General features: G+C 69.2%; 14 protein-coding genes. 5 read left to right on the top strand and 9 right to left on the bottom strand.

Annotation, left to right across the window (positions count from 1 at the left end; all coding sequences use genetic code 11):
- Positions 1 to 4 precede the first annotated feature (4 nt).
- The 3 genes from msrB to BUB76_RS12115 form a co-directional block, all read right to left on the bottom strand.
- A complete protein-coding gene (gene msrB / locus BUB76_RS12125) occupies positions 5 to 496 on the bottom strand; it encodes a peptide-methionine (R)-S-oxide reductase MsrB (protein ID WP_073129054.1) in 492 nt (163 codons plus the stop codon).
- 89 nt (positions 497 to 585) lie between these two features.
- Positions 586 to 1,308, bottom strand: coding sequence for an anti-sigma factor (locus tag BUB76_RS12120; protein ID WP_073129053.1), 723 nt, complete (start codon positions 1,306 to 1,308; stop codon positions 586 to 588).
- On the bottom strand, positions 1,305 to 1,820 hold the full coding sequence (locus BUB76_RS12115; protein ID WP_073129052.1) for a sigma-70 family RNA polymerase sigma factor: 516 nt from the start codon (positions 1,818 to 1,820) through the stop codon (positions 1,305 to 1,307). Before BUB76_RS12115 ends, BUB76_RS12120 begins: the two co-directional genes overlap by 4 nt.
- Before the next feature lie 209 nt (positions 1,821 to 2,029).
- On the opposite strand from BUB76_RS12115, the gene cobS reads away from it, so the two are divergent.
- The 4 genes from cobS (at position 2,030) to BUB76_RS12095 (ending at position 7,266) form a co-directional block, all read left to right on the top strand.
- The gene (cobS, locus tag BUB76_RS12110; RefSeq protein ID WP_073129051.1) at positions 2,030 to 3,016 is read left to right on the top strand and encodes a cobaltochelatase subunit CobS; all 987 of its coding nucleotides are present in this window, start codon (positions 2,030 to 2,032) and stop codon (positions 3,014 to 3,016) included.
- Positions 3,017 to 3,132: 116 nt separating this feature from the next.
- Positions 3,133 to 5,007, top strand: a complete 1,875-nt coding sequence (gene cobT, locus BUB76_RS12105) for a cobaltochelatase subunit CobT (protein WP_073129050.1) — start codon at positions 3,133 to 3,135, stop codon at positions 5,005 to 5,007.
- Positions 5,008 to 5,034: 27 nt separating this feature from the next.
- Positions 5,035 to 6,843, top strand: a complete 1,809-nt coding sequence (locus tag BUB76_RS12100; protein ID WP_073129049.1) for an aminopeptidase P family protein — start codon at positions 5,035 to 5,037, stop codon at positions 6,841 to 6,843.
- A gap of 81 nt (positions 6,844 to 6,924) precedes the next feature.
- Entirely contained in the window at positions 6,925 to 7,266 is a 342-nt protein-coding gene (locus BUB76_RS12095; protein ID WP_073129048.1) for a DUF427 domain-containing protein, read from the top strand.
- Positions 7,267 to 7,278: 12 nt separating this feature from the next.
- Here BUB76_RS12095 and BUB76_RS12090 read toward each other — a convergent pair whose 3' ends face one another.
- Positions 7,279 to 8,967 (bottom strand): chloride channel protein, encoded by a 1,689-nt coding sequence (locus BUB76_RS12090; protein WP_073129116.1) that lies wholly within the window; start codon positions 8,965 to 8,967, stop codon positions 7,279 to 7,281.
- Between the two features lie 85 nt (positions 8,968 to 9,052).
- Here BUB76_RS12090 and BUB76_RS12085 point away from each other — a divergent pair, with 85 nt between their 5' ends.
- The gene (locus BUB76_RS12085; protein WP_073129047.1) at positions 9,053 to 9,490 is read left to right on the top strand and encodes an SgcJ/EcaC family oxidoreductase; all 438 of its coding nucleotides are present in this window, start codon (positions 9,053 to 9,055) and stop codon (positions 9,488 to 9,490) included.
- On the opposite strand, the gene recN is transcribed toward BUB76_RS12085, so the two are convergent.
- The 5 genes from recN to ftsA form a co-directional block, all read right to left on the bottom strand.
- Entirely contained in the window at positions 9,487 to 11,139 is a 1,653-nt protein-coding gene (recN, locus tag BUB76_RS12080) for a DNA repair protein RecN (protein ID WP_073129046.1), read from the bottom strand. The two genes, BUB76_RS12085 and recN, sit on opposite strands and share 4 nt — an antisense overlap.
- Positions 11,140 to 11,173: 34 nt before the next feature.
- Positions 11,174 to 12,007 (bottom strand): outer membrane protein assembly factor BamD, encoded by an 834-nt coding sequence (locus tag BUB76_RS12075; protein WP_373280054.1) that lies wholly within the window; start codon positions 12,005 to 12,007, stop codon positions 11,174 to 11,176.
- A gap of 120 nt (positions 12,008 to 12,127) precedes the next feature.
- Positions 12,128 to 13,051 carry a UDP-3-O-acyl-N-acetylglucosamine deacetylase gene (gene lpxC, locus BUB76_RS12070; RefSeq protein WP_073129044.1) on the bottom strand — a complete coding sequence of 308 codons (924 nt, stop codon included), beginning with the start codon at positions 13,049 to 13,051 and terminating at the stop codon, positions 12,128 to 12,130.
- A gap of 216 nt (positions 13,052 to 13,267) precedes the next feature.
- Positions 13,268 to 14,893, bottom strand: coding sequence for a cell division protein FtsZ (gene ftsZ / locus BUB76_RS12065; protein ID WP_073129043.1), 1,626 nt, complete (start codon positions 14,891 to 14,893; stop codon positions 13,268 to 13,270).
- A gap of 178 nt (positions 14,894 to 15,071) precedes the next feature.
- Entirely contained in the window at positions 15,072 to 16,409 is a 1,338-nt protein-coding gene (gene ftsA, locus BUB76_RS12060; protein WP_073129042.1) for a cell division protein FtsA, read from the bottom strand.

Here is a 16,409-nt window from a genome sequence, read left to right as displayed (position 1 = left end):
TGTGTCAGCCCACCACCGGCGCGCCGTCACCCGCGGGCCGGAACACCATGGAAATGCCGTTGATGCAGTGCCGCTTGCCGGTCGGCGGGGGACCGTTGTCGAAGATATGGCCAAGGTGCGATCCGCAGCGATCGCAATGCACCTCGGTCCGGGTGCCTAACCAGCCGGGGTCGGGCTTGGTGGCCACGGCATTGTCCATCGCCTGGTAGAATGACGGCCAGCCGGTGCCGGAATCGAACTTCGTCTCGGACCGGTAGAGCGCCTGGTCGCAGCCCTTGCAGTGGTAGACGCCCTCGGCCGTGATCTCGTTCAGGGGCGAGGTATAGGCCCGCTCGGTTCCTTCCTCCCGCATGACCTCGTACTCGCGCGCGGTGAGCAGGTCGCGCCATTCGTCCGCCGAGCGGGTCACCTCGAAGGTGCCGTCGGATTGCGCGCATCCCGCGACCGGAACCAGGGCCATGGCCGCCGCCCCGCTGAGGAAATGTCGCCTGTGCATGTGTTCTCTCTCCCGCAAAACTCCTGCGGGTGTAACGTATAAGGTCCGGCGGCGGTTGCCTCGGGCCCTCGCGCAGGCGTGATCGGGCGTCAGCGCGGCGTCACCTCGGCCACGGCCAGGATCTCGCCGGTGGGTCCGACCTCGTCCGTCGACCCGCCGGGCGGCTCGACGCTGACGGCAAATCGGCCCTGCGGGATCCGCTGCCCCCAGAACGGGATCACCGGCACCGAAAGCGAGCCGTCATCGGGCAGCACGCCCACGGCGTGGGGCGGCTGGTCCTCGGTCAGAAGCCACAGTTGCAGCACCCGCCCCTCGGGCGCCTGCCCCGCGGCGCGGGTCACCGTCAGCTCGGCCGCGTCCGGGTCGTAGCTTGCCGTCACCAGCAGGTCCTCGCTTTCCGAGGTCACGTCGGCGGCGAAGCGCGGCCCCGGTTCGGGGCCCAGCAGCGGCGTGGCGACCATGAAGGCCAGCGCGACGGCGGCGGCAACGCCCGCACCGCCCAGCAGGCCCACGAGGAAACTGCGCCGCCGCCCGGCCGCGAACCGCGGCTCGCGCTTCGGCGCGCGGGGCGCCGTTTCGGCCGCCAGCCGCTGCCGCAGGCCGGCGGGCGGTGTCTCGGACGGGATCTCCTCGGCCATGGGCACCAGCCGCTCGGACCACTCGGCCACCAGCGCGCGGAAGGCGCCGTCGGTCCCGAGCCGCGTCTCGGCCGCGCTGCGCTCGGCCGGATCCAGCAGGTGCAGCACGTACTCGGCCGCAAGCACCTCGTCGGGGCGGTCGTTTTCCGGGCTGTCGCTGTCGTCGCGGCTCATCGGCTCAGGCACTCTCTCAGGCTTTGCAGGCTGCGGCGCAGCCAGGTTCTCATCGTGTTCAGCGGCACGTCGAAGCGCCGGGCCAAGTCGTTGTAGGACTGGCCGTCCAGGTAGGCCCCGCGCACCGCGTCGGCGCGCCGGGGATCGAGTTCACCGAGACACTCGGCGATCCGCCGCGCCTCGCCCGCCGCGATGGCCGACGCCTCGGGGCCGGGCCCCGACGCCGCCATCCGCTCCAGCGCGCTGTCGTCGTCGGTCGACGGCTTTCGGGCGCGCAGTCGGTCGATGGCGGCGTTGCGCGCCACCGTGATCAGCCACGTCATCGGGCTGAGCCCGTTGGCCGTGTAGCGGTCGGCGTTGCGCCAGACCTTCAGAAACACCTCCTGCAAAACGTCCTCGGCCTCGGCGCGGTCATTCAACACACGCAGGCACACACCGAAGAGTTTCGCACTGGTCGCGTCATAAAGAGACAAAAATGCCGTCCGGTCGCCCCCGGCCACCGAGAGGATCATGTCCTCGACATCTGAAATGCTGCGCGCCACGATCCGCCCTTGTTCCTCACCCGGTCATCCACTGCGGGACCGAGTTGAACAAATGCGCGGGGCGGTGACCAGAGCCAATCCCCGCGATCCCCTTTTCCTTGCGCGGGCGCAGGATATGTTGCACCACGCGCGCAACGCCGACCGCGGCCCCCGCACGCCCCCGACGAGAAGGATTTCCCATGCCCGACGGCAGCATTGACATCGACGCCAAGCCCACGCGCGAGATCTCGGTCCGCGAGGTTTTCGGCATCGACAGCGACATGAAGGTCCAAGGGTTCGACGACGCATCGGACCGGGTGCCCGATATCGACAGCACCTACCGCTTCGACCCCGACACGACCTTGGCCATCCTGGCCGGGTTCCAGTACAACCGCCGCGTCATGATCCAGGGCTATCACGGCACCGGCAAGTCCACCCATATCGAGCAGGTGGCGTCGCGGCTGAACTGGCCCTGCGTGCGCGTGAACCTGGACAGCCACATCAGCCGGATCGACCTGATCGGCAAGGACGCCATCAAGCTGCGCGACGGCAAGCAGGTCACCGAGTTCCAGGAAGGCATCCTGCCCTGGGCCCTGCGCAACCCCACCGCCATCGTGTTCGACGAGTACGACGCCGGCCGCGCCGACGTGATGTTCGTGATCCAGCGCGTCCTGGAAGTGGACGGCAAGCTGACGCTGCTGGACCAGAACAAGGTCCTGACGCCGCATCCCTATTTCCGCCTGTTCGCCACCGCCAACACGGTGGGCCTGGGCGACACGACCGGGCTGTACCACGGCACCCAGCAGATCAACCAGGGCCAGATGGACCGCTGGTCGCTTGTGGCGACGCTGAACTACCTGGACCACGATGCCGAGGTCGAGATCGTCCTGTCGAAGCTGCCGGGCTACGACTCCGACGACGGCCGCAGGACGGTCGGGCAGATGGTGACCGTGGCGGACCTGACCCGCACCGCGTTCATGAACGGCGACCTGTCCACGGTCATGTCGCCCCGGACGGTCATCGCCTGGGCGCAGAACGCCAACATCTTCAACGACGTGGGCTATGCCTTCCGGCTGTCCTTCCTCAACAAGTGCGACGAGCTGGAGCGCGAGACCGTGGCCGAGTTCTACCAGCGCTGCTTCGACGAGGAGTTGCCGGAAAGCGCCGCGTCGCTGAGCCTGGGCTGAGAACCGGCCCCGGGGCCGGTGCGAGAGGCGCCGCCTCTCGCGCTCTCCGAGGTATTTTTGGAAAGATGAAGGGGCGGACGCTTGGTGCCCTGCCCCGCACCTTCTAGATAAGGCGTATGAGCAAGCCACCCGACAATCCCTCCGATCCGTTCAAGAAGGCGCTGGCCGAGGCCACGCGCGTCCTGGCCGACGATCCCGAGATGGGCGTGACCTACTCGGTCGATCCGCCGGGCATGAACAATGACGGGCTGCGCCTGCCGCAGATCAGCCGCCGCATGACCCGCGACGAGGTCCTGCTGGCGCGCGGCACCGCGGACGGCTACGCGCTGCGCCGCCGGCACCACGACGCGGGGACCTTCAACCACTACGCGCCGCAGGGCCAGATGGCGCGCGACCTTTACGAGGCCATGGAGCATGCCCGCTGCGAGGCGGTGGGCGCCCGCACCATGCCCGGCACCGCGGGCAATATCGACGCGCGCATCGCGGTCGAGGCGTCGCGCAAGGGCTACGACAACGTGGGCGAGCGCGAGGAGGTGCCCCTGTCGGTCGCGGCCGGCTACCTGATCCGGCAGATGGCCACCGGGCGCGACCTGCCCGAGGGCGCCGAGCAGGCCGCCGGATTGTGGCGCGAGTTCTTCCAGGGACAGGCCGGCCCCACGCTGGAGGGGCTGCAGGGCAACCTGGCCGACCAGGCCGCCTTCGCCCGCATGGCACGCCAGATCATCGACGACCTGGGCTACGGCGACCAACTGGGCGATGACCCGGACGCCGAGGATACCGACGACGAGGCGACCCCCGAGGACGAGCCCCAGGACGGCGACGAGCCCGACAGCACCGGCGACGAGGACGAGGCCGACAGCCAGGAGGCGGACGCCGCCCAGAGCCAGGAGCAGACGCAGGACGCCGCCCAGGCCGAGATCTCGATGGACGACGAGGCCGACATGGAGTCGGGCGAGGAGCAGGAGGTGCCCGAGGGCGACGCCCCGACCGAGCCGCCGCCCCCGCCGCCCGTGTCCGAGGCCGATCCCGGCTACGAGGTGTTCGACCAGGCCCACGACGAGATCATCCGCGCGGAAGAGCTGGCCGAGCCGGCCGAGCTCGAACGCCTGCGCGCGTATCTCGACAAGCAGCTCGAGCCCATCAAGGGCGCTGTGGGGCGTCTGGCCAACAAGCTGCAGCGACGGCTTCAGGCCAAGCAGAACCGCAGCTGGGAGTTCGATCTCGAGGAAGGCACGCTCGACGCGGGACGCCTGGCGCGAGTCGTGGCCAACCCCACCACGCCGCTGAGCTTCAAGGTCGAGAAGGACACCGAGTTCCGCGACACGGTGGTGACCATCCTGCTGGACAACTCGGGCTCCATGCGCGGGCGGCCCATCAGCATCGCCGCGATCTGCGCAGACGTGCTGTCGCAGACACTGGAACGCTGCGACGTCAAGACCGAGGTGCTGGGCTTCACCACCCGCGCCTGGAAAGGCGGTCAGGCGCGCGAGGCATGGCTGAACGCCGGGCGGCCGCAGCGGCCCGGGCGCCTGAACGACCTGCGCCACATCATCTACAAGGGCGCGGACGCGCCGTGGCGGCGGGCGCGCACGAACCTTGGCCTGATGATGAAAGAAGGCCTGCTGAAGGAAAACATCGACGGCGAGGCGCTGGAATGGGCGCACAAGCGGCTGGTGCAGCGGCCCGAGGCGCGCAAGATCCTGATGGTGATCTCGGACGGGGCCCCTGTGGATGACAGCACGCTGTCGGTGAACCCCGCGAACTATCTCGAAAAACACCTGCGCGACGTGATCGCCATGGTCGAGCGGCGCAAGCAGGTCGAGCTGATCGCCATCGGCATCGGCCACGACGTGACCCGCTACTACAGCCGCGCGGTCACGATCACCGATGCCGAGCAGCTGGCCGGCGCCATGACCGAGCAGCTGGCCGGCTTGTTCGACAGCGACCCGCGCAAGCGGGCGCGCGTGCTGGGCATGAAGCACGCGGGGTGACGCGCCGGACGCGCGGAAAGGACTGGGATGTTTCAGGATTTCACCGTCACGGCGCGGCCCGAGCAGGGGCCGCCGAGATTGGCCGCGCTGCGAAAAACCATTTCGGAACAGGGGCTTGACGCATTCCTTGTGCCCCGGGCCGACGCGTACCAAGGCGAATATGTCTCTGACCGCGACGCGCGTTTGCAATGGCTGACGGGCTTTACCGGCTCGGCCGGGATCTGCGTCGTGACAGCCGAGCGTGCCGCGGTCTTCGCCGATGGCCGCTACACCCTCCAAGCCCGCGCGCAATGCGCCGACGACTTTGAAATCGTGGACTTTCCGGCTGAGCGGCCCGGCCCCTGGCTGGCAGATATCCTGCCCGAGTCGTCGGTCGTTGGTCTCGACCCGTGGCTGCACACCCGCGCCGAGGTCGAGGCGCTGGAAAGAGCGCTCGCCCCGCGCAACATCGCGCTGCGCCCTGTGGATAACCCTGTGGACGCGATCTGGGACGACCAGCCCGGCCCGCCTCTGGGGGCGGTTTCCGCCTATCCCGACGACCTGGCCGGGGCCACCCGCGCCGAGAAATGCGCGCGCATCGCCAAGGACCTGCGCGATGCCGGGCAGGACTGGGCGGTGCTGAGCCTGCCCGACTCGATCGCGTGGCTGCTGAACATCCGCGGCAGCGACATCCCCCGCATCCCGGTCGCCCATGGCTTCGCCCTGGTCGAGGCGGCGGGCGGCGCCGTCCGGCTGTTCATGGCACACGAAAAGCTGCGCGACGTGGAGATGGACGGTGTCGACGTGCTTCCGCCCGACGGGTTGGTCGCCGCGCTGGCCGCGCTCGACGGCGTGGTGCGGGTGGACCGGGACAGCGCGCCGCACGCCGTAGGCCTGGCGCTGGAAAACGCGGGCAGCCGCGTGGACTGGGCGCCCGATCCCTGCATGCTGCCCAAGGCCTGCAAGAGCGCGGCCGAGATCGCCGCCACGACCGAGGCGCACCTGCGCGATGGCGCGGCAATGTGCGCGTTCCTCGCCTGGCTGGAGGGGCGGCTCGACGGGGTCACGCAGGGCGAGACCCTCACCGAGATCGACGTGGCCACCGCGCTGGAAGGCTTCCGGCGCGCCACCAACGCGCTGCGCGATATCAGCTTCGACACCATCGCCGGCACCGGGCCGAACGGGTCGATCACCCATTACCGCGTGAATACCGAGAGCAACCGCGCGGTCGCGACGGGCGACCTGCTGCTGGTGGATTCGGGCGGGCAATACGTGGACGGCACCACCGACATCACCCGCACGGTGGCCGTGGGACCGCCCGACGCCGAGCAGGTGGCGGCGTTCACCAGGGTGCTGAAGGGCATGATCGCCGTGAGCCGGGCACGCTGGCCGCAGGGCCTTGCCGGTCGCGACCTCGACGCGCTGGCACGTGCGCCTCTCTGGATGGCGGGTCAGGATTACGGCCACGGTACGGGCCATGGCGTCGGCGTCTACCTGAGCGTTCACGAGGGGCCGCAGCGTCTGAGCCGGATGAGCGAGGAGCCGCTTCGGCCCGGCATGATCCTGTCGAACGAGCCGGGCTATTACCGTGCGGGCGCCTGGGGCATCCGGATCGAAAACCTGGTCGTGGTCCGCCCTGCCCCGCCCATCGACGGCGGTGACCCGGGGCGCGACATGCTGGACTTCGACACGCTGACCTGGGTGCCCATCGACCGCCGCCTGATCGACGCCGATGCCCTGTCGCCGGGCGAGCGGGCCTGGATCGATGACTACCACGCCGGCGTCTACGAGCGCTTGGCCCAGCGGGTCGAGCCCGGTGTGGCCGATTGGCTCCGGACGGCGACGGCCCCCCTCTGATCCGCGCGACGGGGCGGCGTTGTCAGACGCGAGGGATCTGCTAGGGTCCGCCCCAAGGAACACGAGGCAGGGAGGCGCGGCATGGCCGGCAACATGACCATCGAGACGGCAGAAGGCACCTGGGTCGTACGCGCGGGCGGCGCCGTGCTGGGCGAATCCGCCGACGCGCTGATCTTGCGCGAGGACGGCTACGAGGATGTCGTCTATTTCCCACGCGGCGACCTTGCCATGGCGTTTCTGGACCCCTCGGACAAGAAAACCACCTGCCCGCTGAAGGGCGAGGCGACGTATTTCCACATCCAGACCAAGAGCATGACGCTGAAGGACGCGGCGTGGAGCTATGAGACGCCGACCGAGGGTGCCGAGGCGATCGCCGGGCACCTCGCCTTCAAGGACGAGGGCGTGACGGTCGAGCAGCTGTAAGGTTTCGACAGGTCAGGAATGTTCCTCGGCCGCCGTGGCGGCCAGCGCGCGGTTGTAGGCGCGCAGGGCATCCACGTGGAACAGCGCGCCCAGCACCTCGGGCGGCTCGCCCTTGGCGCCGATCCGCACCACCGGCAGGAACAGGCGGCTGGTCTCCTCGAACAGCGGCATCGCCTCTTCCAGCGTGGCGTCGCCCTCGACGTGGACGCCGGCCTCGATCGCGTCCCAGATGTCCTTGCGCGGGGCCGCGTGGGGGTGATCGGGTCCGCGCATGACGTTCTGCACCCGGAACATGGACAGAAGGTAGGCCTGCGGCCCCTTGCTGAGATGGATGTTGCGGTTCTCCAGCTGGGTCAGGAAGAAACTGCGATCCACCAGCCGTGACGCCAGCGCGGTCGAGGTGCTGACCGCCACCATCACCGCCAGCCCGGTCTGCCAGTCGCCCGTCAGCTCGAACACGATCAACGTGGTCGAGATCGGCGCGCCCAGCACCGCCGCCGCCAAAGCCCCCATGCCCGCGAGCGCGTAGAGCGTTTCGGCCCCCGAGACATCCGGAAAGATGCTGGTGGCCACCAGCCCGAAGCCGAGGCCCGTCAGCGCGCCCAGCATGAGCGAGGGCGAGAAGACGCCGCCCCCCATGCGTCCCCCCATGGTGATGGCGACGGCGGCCGTCTTCACCACGGCCAGCACCATGACCTCGTGCAGCAGCAACTGCCCGGTCAGCGCCAGCGACGTGGTCTCGTAGCCCACGCCGATGATGGCGGGAAACTCGATGGCCAGCAGGCCCAGCAGCAGACCGGCCAGCATCGGGCGGCTCCAGCGTGGCAGGCCCAGCTTCTCGCGGCCTGTGCTGGCGACCCGGTCCGTCCAGAAGATCGCGTGCATCAGGATGACGGCGACCAGTCCGCAGACCAGCCCCAGCAGCAGGAAGGCGGGAAGCTCCTGGTAGAAGGTCAGCACCCCGTCCTCGATCAGCCTGAACTCGGTCACGTCGCCGAACTCCAGCCGGTTGATGACCGTTCCGGCCGCGCTGGCGATGACGATGGGTGCGAAGGCGTGCACCGCGAAGTGCCGCAACACGACCTCGAGCGCGAAAAGCGCCCCCGCGATGGGCGCGTTGAAACTGGCCGACACGGCGGCGGCCACGGCACAGCCCAGAAGGTCGCGCGCGGTGATCCCGTTGGCCCGGATCAGGTTGTTGACCCAGGTGGCGATGACGGCAGCCAGGTGCACCACCGGCCCTTCCCGGCCCGACGACCCGCCCGACCCCAGCGTGATGAGAGAAGACGCGGCGCTGGCCAGTCCCGCCTTTACCTCGACCCGTCCGTCGTAAAGCGCGGCCCCCTCAATCACGTCGGCAACCGAGCGCACGCGCCCGTCCTTGGTGAAGTGATTGAGGATCAGCCCCACCACCAGGCCGCCGCAGACCGGGTAGGCCACGATCAGGTACCACGGCAATTCCTGCGCGAAGCTGGTCAGCGCCGAGATGTCGTCGGTGCCGTAAAGCGTTGCCTGCAGCCAGTTGATGCCCTTGCGGAAGAACAGCGCGGCAAAGCCCGAGGCGACGCCGACGGCCAGCGCGATGAACCAGAACTGGATCTGGCCGGGACCGCGGTTGCGCAAGACCCGCCAGCCGTCACGGCAGGCGCTGAGCGTGGTCTGTGTCAACGACCAGTTCTGAGGCCCGCGGCCCGTCTCCATCTTCCCCACATCCCGGTTTGCCCCGCGGGGCCGGTGATGCATCTTTCCTAGGCGATACGCCCCCAAGGGAAAAGGCGATTTGCCCATGCAGGACCCGTCCGAGATGCCCCGTGCCTTTGCCGCCGCGTGGAACGCGCGCGATGCGGGCGCGCTGGCCGCCCTCTTCGCCGCGGATGCGGATTTCGTGAACGTGGTCGGGCTCTGGTGGCACGACCGCGAGGCGATCCGGGCGGCCCACGATTACGGGCTGCGGGGGATGTTCCGGAACTCGACTTTGAAGATTGGCCGGGTGAAGCACCGCGACCTCGGGGACGTGGCCGTGATCCACGCGCGCCTGCACCTGGCCGGGCAGGTCGCGCCGGATGGCAGCGCGGCGGACCGTCGGTCCACGGTCATCACCTTCGTGATGCACCGGCGGGATGGCGAATGGCTTTGCGTCGCGGCCCAGAACACCGATATCGTCCCCGGCGCCGAAAGCCACGTGGCCGGCGACGGCGTCCTCAGCCCCGCCGACTACCGCTAGCTGGCCGCCAGAAGGGCGCGCGCGGCGTCGCGCGCCGCTTCAGTGATGCTGTCGCCGGCCAGCATCCGCGCGATTTCGTCCACCCGGTCGCCGGTATCCAAAGGCACGACGCGCGAGGTCGTGATCCCGTCCGCCACGTCCTTGGCCACGCGCCAGTGGTGGCGCCCGAGAGCGGCCACCTGCGGCGAGTGGGTGACGACCAGCACCTGTCCGCCCGACGCCAGCGCGGCCAATCGGCGCCCCACCGCGTCGGCGGTCGCACCGCCCACGCCGCGGTCGATCTCGTCGAATATCAGGGTCAGGCCGCTGTCGGTGCCGGTCAGGCAGACCTTCAGCGCCAGCAGAAAGCGCGACAGCTCGCCCCCGGACGCGATCTTGCCCAGGGGACCCGCAGGCGCGCCGGGGTTGGTGGCGACGGTGAATTCCACGGCGTCCCGCCCCAGCGGGCCCGGCGTCGCATCGGAGAACCGCGTCTCGAACTGGGCGCGCTCCATCTTGAGCGGCGCAAGCTCGGCCGCCATGGCGCCGTCCAGCGCCGCGGCCGCCGCCTGCCGCGCCTGAGAAAGCGCGGTCGCGGCGGCGTCGTAGGCAGCGTCGGCTTCGGCAAGTTCTTTCTCGAGATCGGTGATGTCGTCGGCGCCGCCGTCCAGGGCGGACAGACGCTCGCGCAGGGTGTCACCAAGCTCGGGCAGCGCGTCGGGCAGGACGTTGTGCTTGCGGGCCAGGCCGCGGATCGCGAACAGCCGCTCCTCCACGGCCTCCAGCTCGCGCGGGTCGAACTCCAGCGTGTCCAGCGCTTCGGAGACGCCCTGCTCGGCCTCGGCCAGGGCATCCAGCGCGCGTGCCAGGGACTCGAGCGGGGCATCCAGCGCGCCGTCGGCCTGGGGCGCCGCGGCTTCCAGCCAGCGTTGCGCGTCGATCATCGGCCCCTCGGCGCCATCACCGCCAAGGGCCTGCAACGCACGCGTGATGTCGTCGCCGATGCGCTGGCCCGCCTGCATCTGGCGACGGCGCGCATCCAGCGTCGCATCCTCGCCCGCCTCGGGCGACAGCTTGTCGAATTCTTCGACCGCGTGTCGCAGGAAGTCCTCTTCCGCCCGGAGCGCATCCAGCCGTTCGCGCGCGGCCGCCAGCTGGCGCGCGATGTCCGCGCGGGCCCGCCACGCCGCGCGGGTGGTTTCCAGCAGGTCGGGCCGGTCGGCATAAGCGTCCAGAAGGGCGCGGTGCCCCTTCGGATCCAGCAGGCCCCGGTCGTCGTGCTGGCCGTGCAGCTCGACCAGCGTATCGCTCAGCCGGCGCAGCACATCGCCCGACACGCGGCGGTCGTTGATCCAGGCGGTCTTGCGGCCGTCCTGCGCGTTCACGCGGCGCAGGACCAGCTCGTCCTCGATCTCGATCCCGGCCTCGTCCAGCACGGCCCGGCCCGGGTGCCCGCTCGCCAGGTCGAAGACCGCCGTGACCTCGCCCCGCTCGGCGCCCTGGCGCACCAGGTCGGCCCGGCCGCGCCAGCCCAGAACGAAGCCGAGCGAATCCAGCAGGATCGACTTGCCCGCCCCGGTTTCGCCGGTCAGCACGTTGAGACCCGGCTGGAAATCGAGTTCCAGCCGGTCGATCAGAAGCATGTCGCGGATATCCAGGGCGCGCAGCATCGTCACTGTCCAGAAAGGTGAGGCGTGCGGTGGACTACAGCCACTCGCCGCGCACGACCTGGCGATAGACCGTCCGCAGCCACGAGTCGCCGCGCGGCTCGGGCGACAGGCCCTGCCCGGTCAGAAGGGAATAGGCATCGTCGTACCAGGGCGTCGACTGGTAGTTGTAGCCCAGGATCGCGCCCGCCGTCTGCGCCTCGTCTGTCAGGCCCAGCGACAGGTAGGATTCGACCAGCCGGAGCAACGCCTCGGGCGTGTGGGTTGTGGTCTGGAAATCCTCGACCACGACGCGGAACCGGTTCACGGCGGCGGCGAAATGATCGCGCTTGAGGTAGTAGCGCCCGATCTCCATTTCCTTGCCGGCCAGGTGGTCGAAGGCCAGGTCGAATTTCAGGATGGCCGAGCGGGCATATTCGCTGTCGGGATACTGTTCGATCACAACGCGCATGGCCTGGAGCGCCTGGAAGGTCAGCCCCTGGTCCCGGCCCACGTCGTCGATCTGGTCGTAGTAGCTCAGCGCCAGCAGGTATTGGGCGTAAGCCGCATCCTCACCGCCCGGGTAGAAATCCAGGTAGCGCTGCGCGGAATTGCGCGCCTCTTCGTAGTCGCGATCGCGGTGATAGGCGAAGGCCTGCATCACCAGCGCGCGCTTGGCCCATTCGGAATAGGGATAAAGCCGCTCGACCTCGCCGAAGAAGAGGGCCGCGTCCTCGGGGTCGTTATCCTCGAGCTCGAATTCGCCCCGCTTGTAGATCTCTTCGGCCGAGAAGCTTTCCAGCGGTTGATCGCGCGAGGTGAAGGCGTCGCCGCCGCAGCCCGCAAGAACCGCGCCAAGCCCCACCAAGCCAAGATATCGAGTGATCGCCATCATGCGTCGTGCAGCCCCTGCCCCCGGATGCGCGGTCGGAACGCGCCCTTTGGGCGATGGTCTAGCACAGAAAAATCCGGTGCAAAACGGGTAAGCACGGCCCCCGCTCCGGGCTGTGGCTTACGCGGCCAGCCGAACCAGGTCGCGCGGTCCCGCACCCGCCCCCGGAAGGCGCGCGGCAAGGGTGGCATCGGCCTCGACCAGCCGCGCGGCGCCGGGCCGCGCGAACAACGTGCGCAGCAGGGCATTGGTCATCGCGTGGCCCGAGCGCACGCCGGTATAGCGGCCCAGGATCGGCGCGCCGGCCAGCGCCAGGTCGCCCAGCGCGTCCAGCATCTTGTGGCGCACGGCCTCGTCCTTGTGGCGCAGGCCGCCGGGGCTGAGCACGTCGGCGCCGTCGACGACCACCGCGTTTTCCAGAGTCCCGCCAAGGGCAAGACCGCGCGCGCGCATGGCGTCCACGTCCGCCTGGCGGCAGAAGGTCCGGCTGTCGGCCAGTTCGCGGACGAACGCGCCGTTGGCGATGCGCAGGCACTTGTCCTGGCGGCCGATGGCGGCGTCGGTGAAATCGATGTGGAAGTCGATCTCGAAATCGTCGCTGGGCTCCAGCCGGGCCCAGGCGGGACCGTTGCGCACCTCGACCGTCTCGAGGATCCGCAGCGCCATGACCGGCGCGTCGAACCGCTCCAGCCCCGTCTCGAGGATGGCGGCGACGAAAGGCGCGGACGAGCCGTCGAGGATCGGCAGCTCGGGACCGTCGACATCGATCGTCAGGTTGTGGATGCCGCAGCCGGCAACGGCGGCCATCACGTGCTCGACCGTCGAGACGTCGACGCGGTCGGCATTGACCAGACGGGTGCAGAGCTCGCCCTGCTCGACCTGTGCCCAATGGGCGGGGATCAGGGCGTTGCGGCCCGACACGTCGGTGCGGCGGAACCAGATGCCGAAATTCGCGGCGGCCGGGCGCAGGGTCATGCGCACGTTGCGGCCCGAATGCAGGCCCACGCCGTCGAAGCTGATCGCTTTTTTCAAAGTTGTCTGCATCTTGCCCCACTTTCGCCGGTATACCGGTCTCCGGTCAGTCTGACTTAGGCGCGGGGGCGGCGCCGCTCAATTCAAGCTTTGCAACGTTGGTGTAACAGCGGCATCCCCGGGTCGGCAGAATTTCGCCGAGAGGCGCTTGGGGCCACCCAAACACCTGTTTTCGAACGAAAAAGGGCCGGTCTGCACCGGCCCTTCGTTCACGAAATATTAGGCTTTTCAGTTCGCCTGGCGCCGCAGGAAGGCCGGGATTTCGATCCGGTCCTGGTCGTTCGGCGTCTCGTCCTGGCGCGGCGCGGCCTGGGTGCGCGGCTCGGCACGGCGGGCCGGCATGGCACCCGAGGGGGCCGAGCGCTCGGTCGTTTCGGGCTGGCCGGTCATCCGACCGATCAACGAGTTGATCCCGAAACGCGGGCGCGCCTCGCCGCTCGACGGCTGGGGGGCGTGGCCACGCGGCGCGGCCTGGGGCTGACCACCGTGCTGCGGCGCGGGCGGCGCCTTGCGAACGGCCTGCTCCAGACGCGCCAGCGCCTCGGAGGACGGCTGGCCGGGCACCGCGGTGCGAACGGGCGCGGCGGGCGCCTCGGCCACGGGCTCGGGGCGGTAGGCCGGCGCGGGCAGCTCGCCCTCGTCCCGGTCATCGAACAGCTCGGACGCGGGGGATTTCTCGGCGCGGCGCTGCTCCCAGTCGGCGAAGAAGTCGGGCTCGTCCGCGGCGGCACGCTCGGCGGGCTCGGCCACGGGCTGCGGGGCCGGCGCTTCGGCCCGGACGGGCTCGGGGCGGGGCTGCGGCGCGGGGGCAGGCTCTTCGCTGCGGGCGGGCGTGGTCAGCGGCTCGGACAGGCGGCGGCGCGGCACCGGGGTGTCGGCCACCTGGGCCACGGCGTCGATGCCGGTCGCCACGACGCTGACGCGCATGCGGCCTTCCATGTGCTCGTCCAGGGTCGAACCGACGATGATGTGCGCGTCCTGGTCGACCTTCTCGCGGATGACGTTGGCGGCCTCGTCCAGTTCGAACAGGGTCATGTCGTAGCCACCGATCACGTTGATCAGCACGCCCTTCGCGCCGTTCAGGCTGATCTCGTCCAGCAGCGGGTTGGCAATTGCCAGCTCGGCGGCCTTCAGCGCGCGATCTTCGCCCTCGGCCTCGCCGGTGCCCATCATGGCCTTGCCCATCTCGTCCATGACCGAGCGGACATCGGCGAAGTCGAGGTTGATAAGGCCCGGGCGGACCATCAGGTCGGTCACGCCCTTCACACCCTGGTATAGCACGTCGTCGGCGAGGCCGAACGCGTCGGTGCAGGTGGTGTTCTCGTTGGCGAGACGGAACAGGTTCTGGTTGGGGATGATGATCAGCGTGTCGACCATCTTCTGCAGCGCCTCGATGCCCTCTTCGGCCTGGCGCATCCGCTTCGAGCCCTCGAACTGGAAGGGCTTCGTGACGACGCCGACGGTCAGAACGCCAAGCTCGCGCGCGGCCTGGGCGATGATCGGCGTGGCGCCGGTGCCGGTGCCGCCGCCCATGCCGGCGGTGATGAAGCACATGTGGCTGCCGGCCAGGTGATCGACGATCTCCTCGATGCTCTCTTCCGCGGCGGCGGCGCCCACGGCGGACCGCGCGCCCGCGCCCAGGCCTTCGGTGATCTTCACGCCCATCTGCACCTTGGTGGTGGCCATGGACTGCTGGAGCGCCTGGGCATCGGTATTGGCGACGACGAACTCGACCCCGTCGAGCTGCTTTTCGATCATGTTGTTGACCGCGTTGCCACCGGCACCGCCGACACCGAACACGGTGATGCGAGGCTTCAGCTCGTCACGCTGAGGAACCGAGAGATTCAGAGTCATGTTTTTGTCCGCCTGTAGTTTCTGCCCCGGACTGCCGACCGGGATTTCGCCGTTTTGATTGCCCCCGATTCTATCGCCACATTTCTGTCACGTCACCCGCTATTGTTCGAATTCTCCAACATTTTTCATGGCTTACGGGCGCCGAAAACAGTTAATCCAATTTATCAAGAACGCACTGTTACCAGTTGTCTTTGAACCATTTTACGGCGCGGCGGAGCGATCTGGCGGGATAGCCGTCGGCAGGAATCTCGAAATCCCACCACTCGTCTTGCGGGTGAGCCGCGAACAGGCACAACCCGACGGCGCTGGCGAAGGCGGCGCCGGTGGCCTTTTCGGGCAGTCCGGCGACCCGTAGCGGACGTCCGATGCGGACCTGTTGCCCGAGAATCCGGGGCGCCAGGTGATCGAGACCGGGAATCTGGCTGGACCCGCCGGTCAGCACGATCTGCTGACTCGGCAGATGCTCGAATCCGGCGGCGTCCAGACGGGTCCGGACCTCCTCCAGAATCTCCTCGACCCGGGGACGCATGATGCCGATCAGCTCGGCCCGGCTGGCGGTGCGCTGGTCGCGGTCCCAGTCGCCGGTCTCCTCGCCGCCCAGCGCGATCATCTCGCGGTCGTCCATGGAGGTCGCGACCACCCCGCCATGCAGGGTCTTCAGCCGCTCGGCCGTGGCAAGGGAGACCTGCAAGCCCTTGGCGATGTCGCTGGTGATGTTGTCGCCGCCCATGCGGACGCTGTCGGCGAAGATCATGTGCTTCTTCATGAAGATCGACAGGCCGGTGGCCCCGCCGCCAAGGTCGACGCAGGCGGCGCCCAGTTCCTGCTCGTCCTCGACGAGGCTGGCGATCGCGCTGACATAGGAGGACGACGCCACGCCGGCCAATTCCAGGTCGCAGCGCTTGAGGCAATGGATCAGGCTCGCCACGACCTTGCTGTCCACCGTCAGCAGGTGCATGTCGCAGGCCAGCGTGTTGCCCATGTGTCCGCGCGGATCGCCCATGCCGCTGCGGTGATCCAGTGCGAAGTTCACGGGCTGGGCGTGCAGCACCTCGCGATCCTCGCCGAAGGGCGGGACGTCGCAGGCGGCCATGCAGCGCGCCACGTCCTGTTCGGTCACCGGCCCGCCGCCCACGTCGATCTGGCCCGCCAGGCCATAGCTGCGCGGGTCGCCCCCCGACAGCGTCGCGATGACGTGGTCGACCCGGATCTGCGCCATTTTCTGCGCGCCCTGCACGGCGGTGCGGATCGCGCGCTCGGTCTCGGGCATGGTGTCGACCTCGCCGAAGCGGACACCGCGCGAGCGGGTGGTCGCCGCGCCGACGATGCGGAAGGTGCCCTGCCCGGCCATGGGACCGACACCGTCCGACGCGCGGAACTGGTCCGGACCGTCGATCCGAAGCACCAGGCACGCCACCTTCGAGGTGCCCACGTCCAGCACCGCGATCACGCCCCGCTGCATCGCCGCCTTGCGCATGGCGCGCATGGCGCGCTGCGACTGGTAGAGATCCGTCAT

Source organism: Palleronia salina (genome assembly GCF_900141995.1).
Lineage (GTDB): Bacteria > Pseudomonadota > Alphaproteobacteria > Rhodobacterales > Rhodobacteraceae > Palleronia > Palleronia salina.
This window is presented reverse-complemented; position numbering and strand designations above follow the sequence as displayed.

Bases quoted from the DNA above. Each gene is read 5' to 3' on its own strand.
- BUB76_RS12090 (WP_073129116.1), bottom strand. From the start codon at position 8,967: ATGGAGACGGGCCGCGGGCCTCAGAACTGGTCGTTGACACAGACCACG.
- BUB76_RS12115 (WP_073129052.1), bottom strand. From the start codon at position 1,820: ATGATCCTCTCGGTGGCCGGGGGCGACCGGACGGCATTTTTGTCTCTT.
- BUB76_RS12095 (WP_073129048.1), top strand. From the start codon at position 6,925: ATGGCCGGCAACATGACCATCGAGACGGCAGAAGGCACCTGGGTCGTA.
- cobT (WP_073129050.1), top strand. From the start codon at position 3,133: ATGAGCAAGCCACCCGACAATCCCTCCGATCCGTTCAAGAAGGCGCTG.
- recN (WP_073129046.1), bottom strand. From the start codon at position 11,139: ATGCTGCGCGCCCTGGATATCCGCGACATGCTTCTGATCGACCGGCTG.
- BUB76_RS12100 (WP_073129049.1), top strand. From the start codon at position 5,035: ATGTTTCAGGATTTCACCGTCACGGCGCGGCCCGAGCAGGGGCCGCCG.
- BUB76_RS12085 (WP_073129047.1), top strand. From the start codon at position 9,053: ATGCAGGACCCGTCCGAGATGCCCCGTGCCTTTGCCGCCGCGTGGAAC.
- lpxC (WP_073129044.1), bottom strand. From the start codon at position 13,051: ATGCAGACAACTTTGAAAAAAGCGATCAGCTTCGACGGCGTGGGCCTG.
- msrB (WP_073129054.1), bottom strand. From the start codon at position 496: ATGCACAGGCGACATTTCCTCAGCGGGGCGGCGGCCATGGCCCTGGTT.
- ftsA (WP_073129042.1), bottom strand. From the start codon at position 16,409: ATGACGGATCTCTACCAGTCGCAGCGCGCCATGCGCGCCATGCGCAAG.
- ftsZ (WP_073129043.1), bottom strand. From the start codon at position 14,893: ATGACTCTGAATCTCTCGGTTCCTCAGCGTGACGAGCTGAAGCCTCGC.
- cobS (WP_073129051.1), top strand. From the start codon at position 2,030: ATGCCCGACGGCAGCATTGACATCGACGCCAAGCCCACGCGCGAGATC.
- BUB76_RS12120 (WP_073129053.1), bottom strand. From the start codon at position 1,308: ATGAGCCGCGACGACAGCGACAGCCCGGAAAACGACCGCCCCGACGAG.
- BUB76_RS12075 (WP_373280054.1), bottom strand. From the start codon at position 12,007: ATGGCGATCACTCGATATCTTGGCTTGGTGGGGCTTGGCGCGGTTCTT.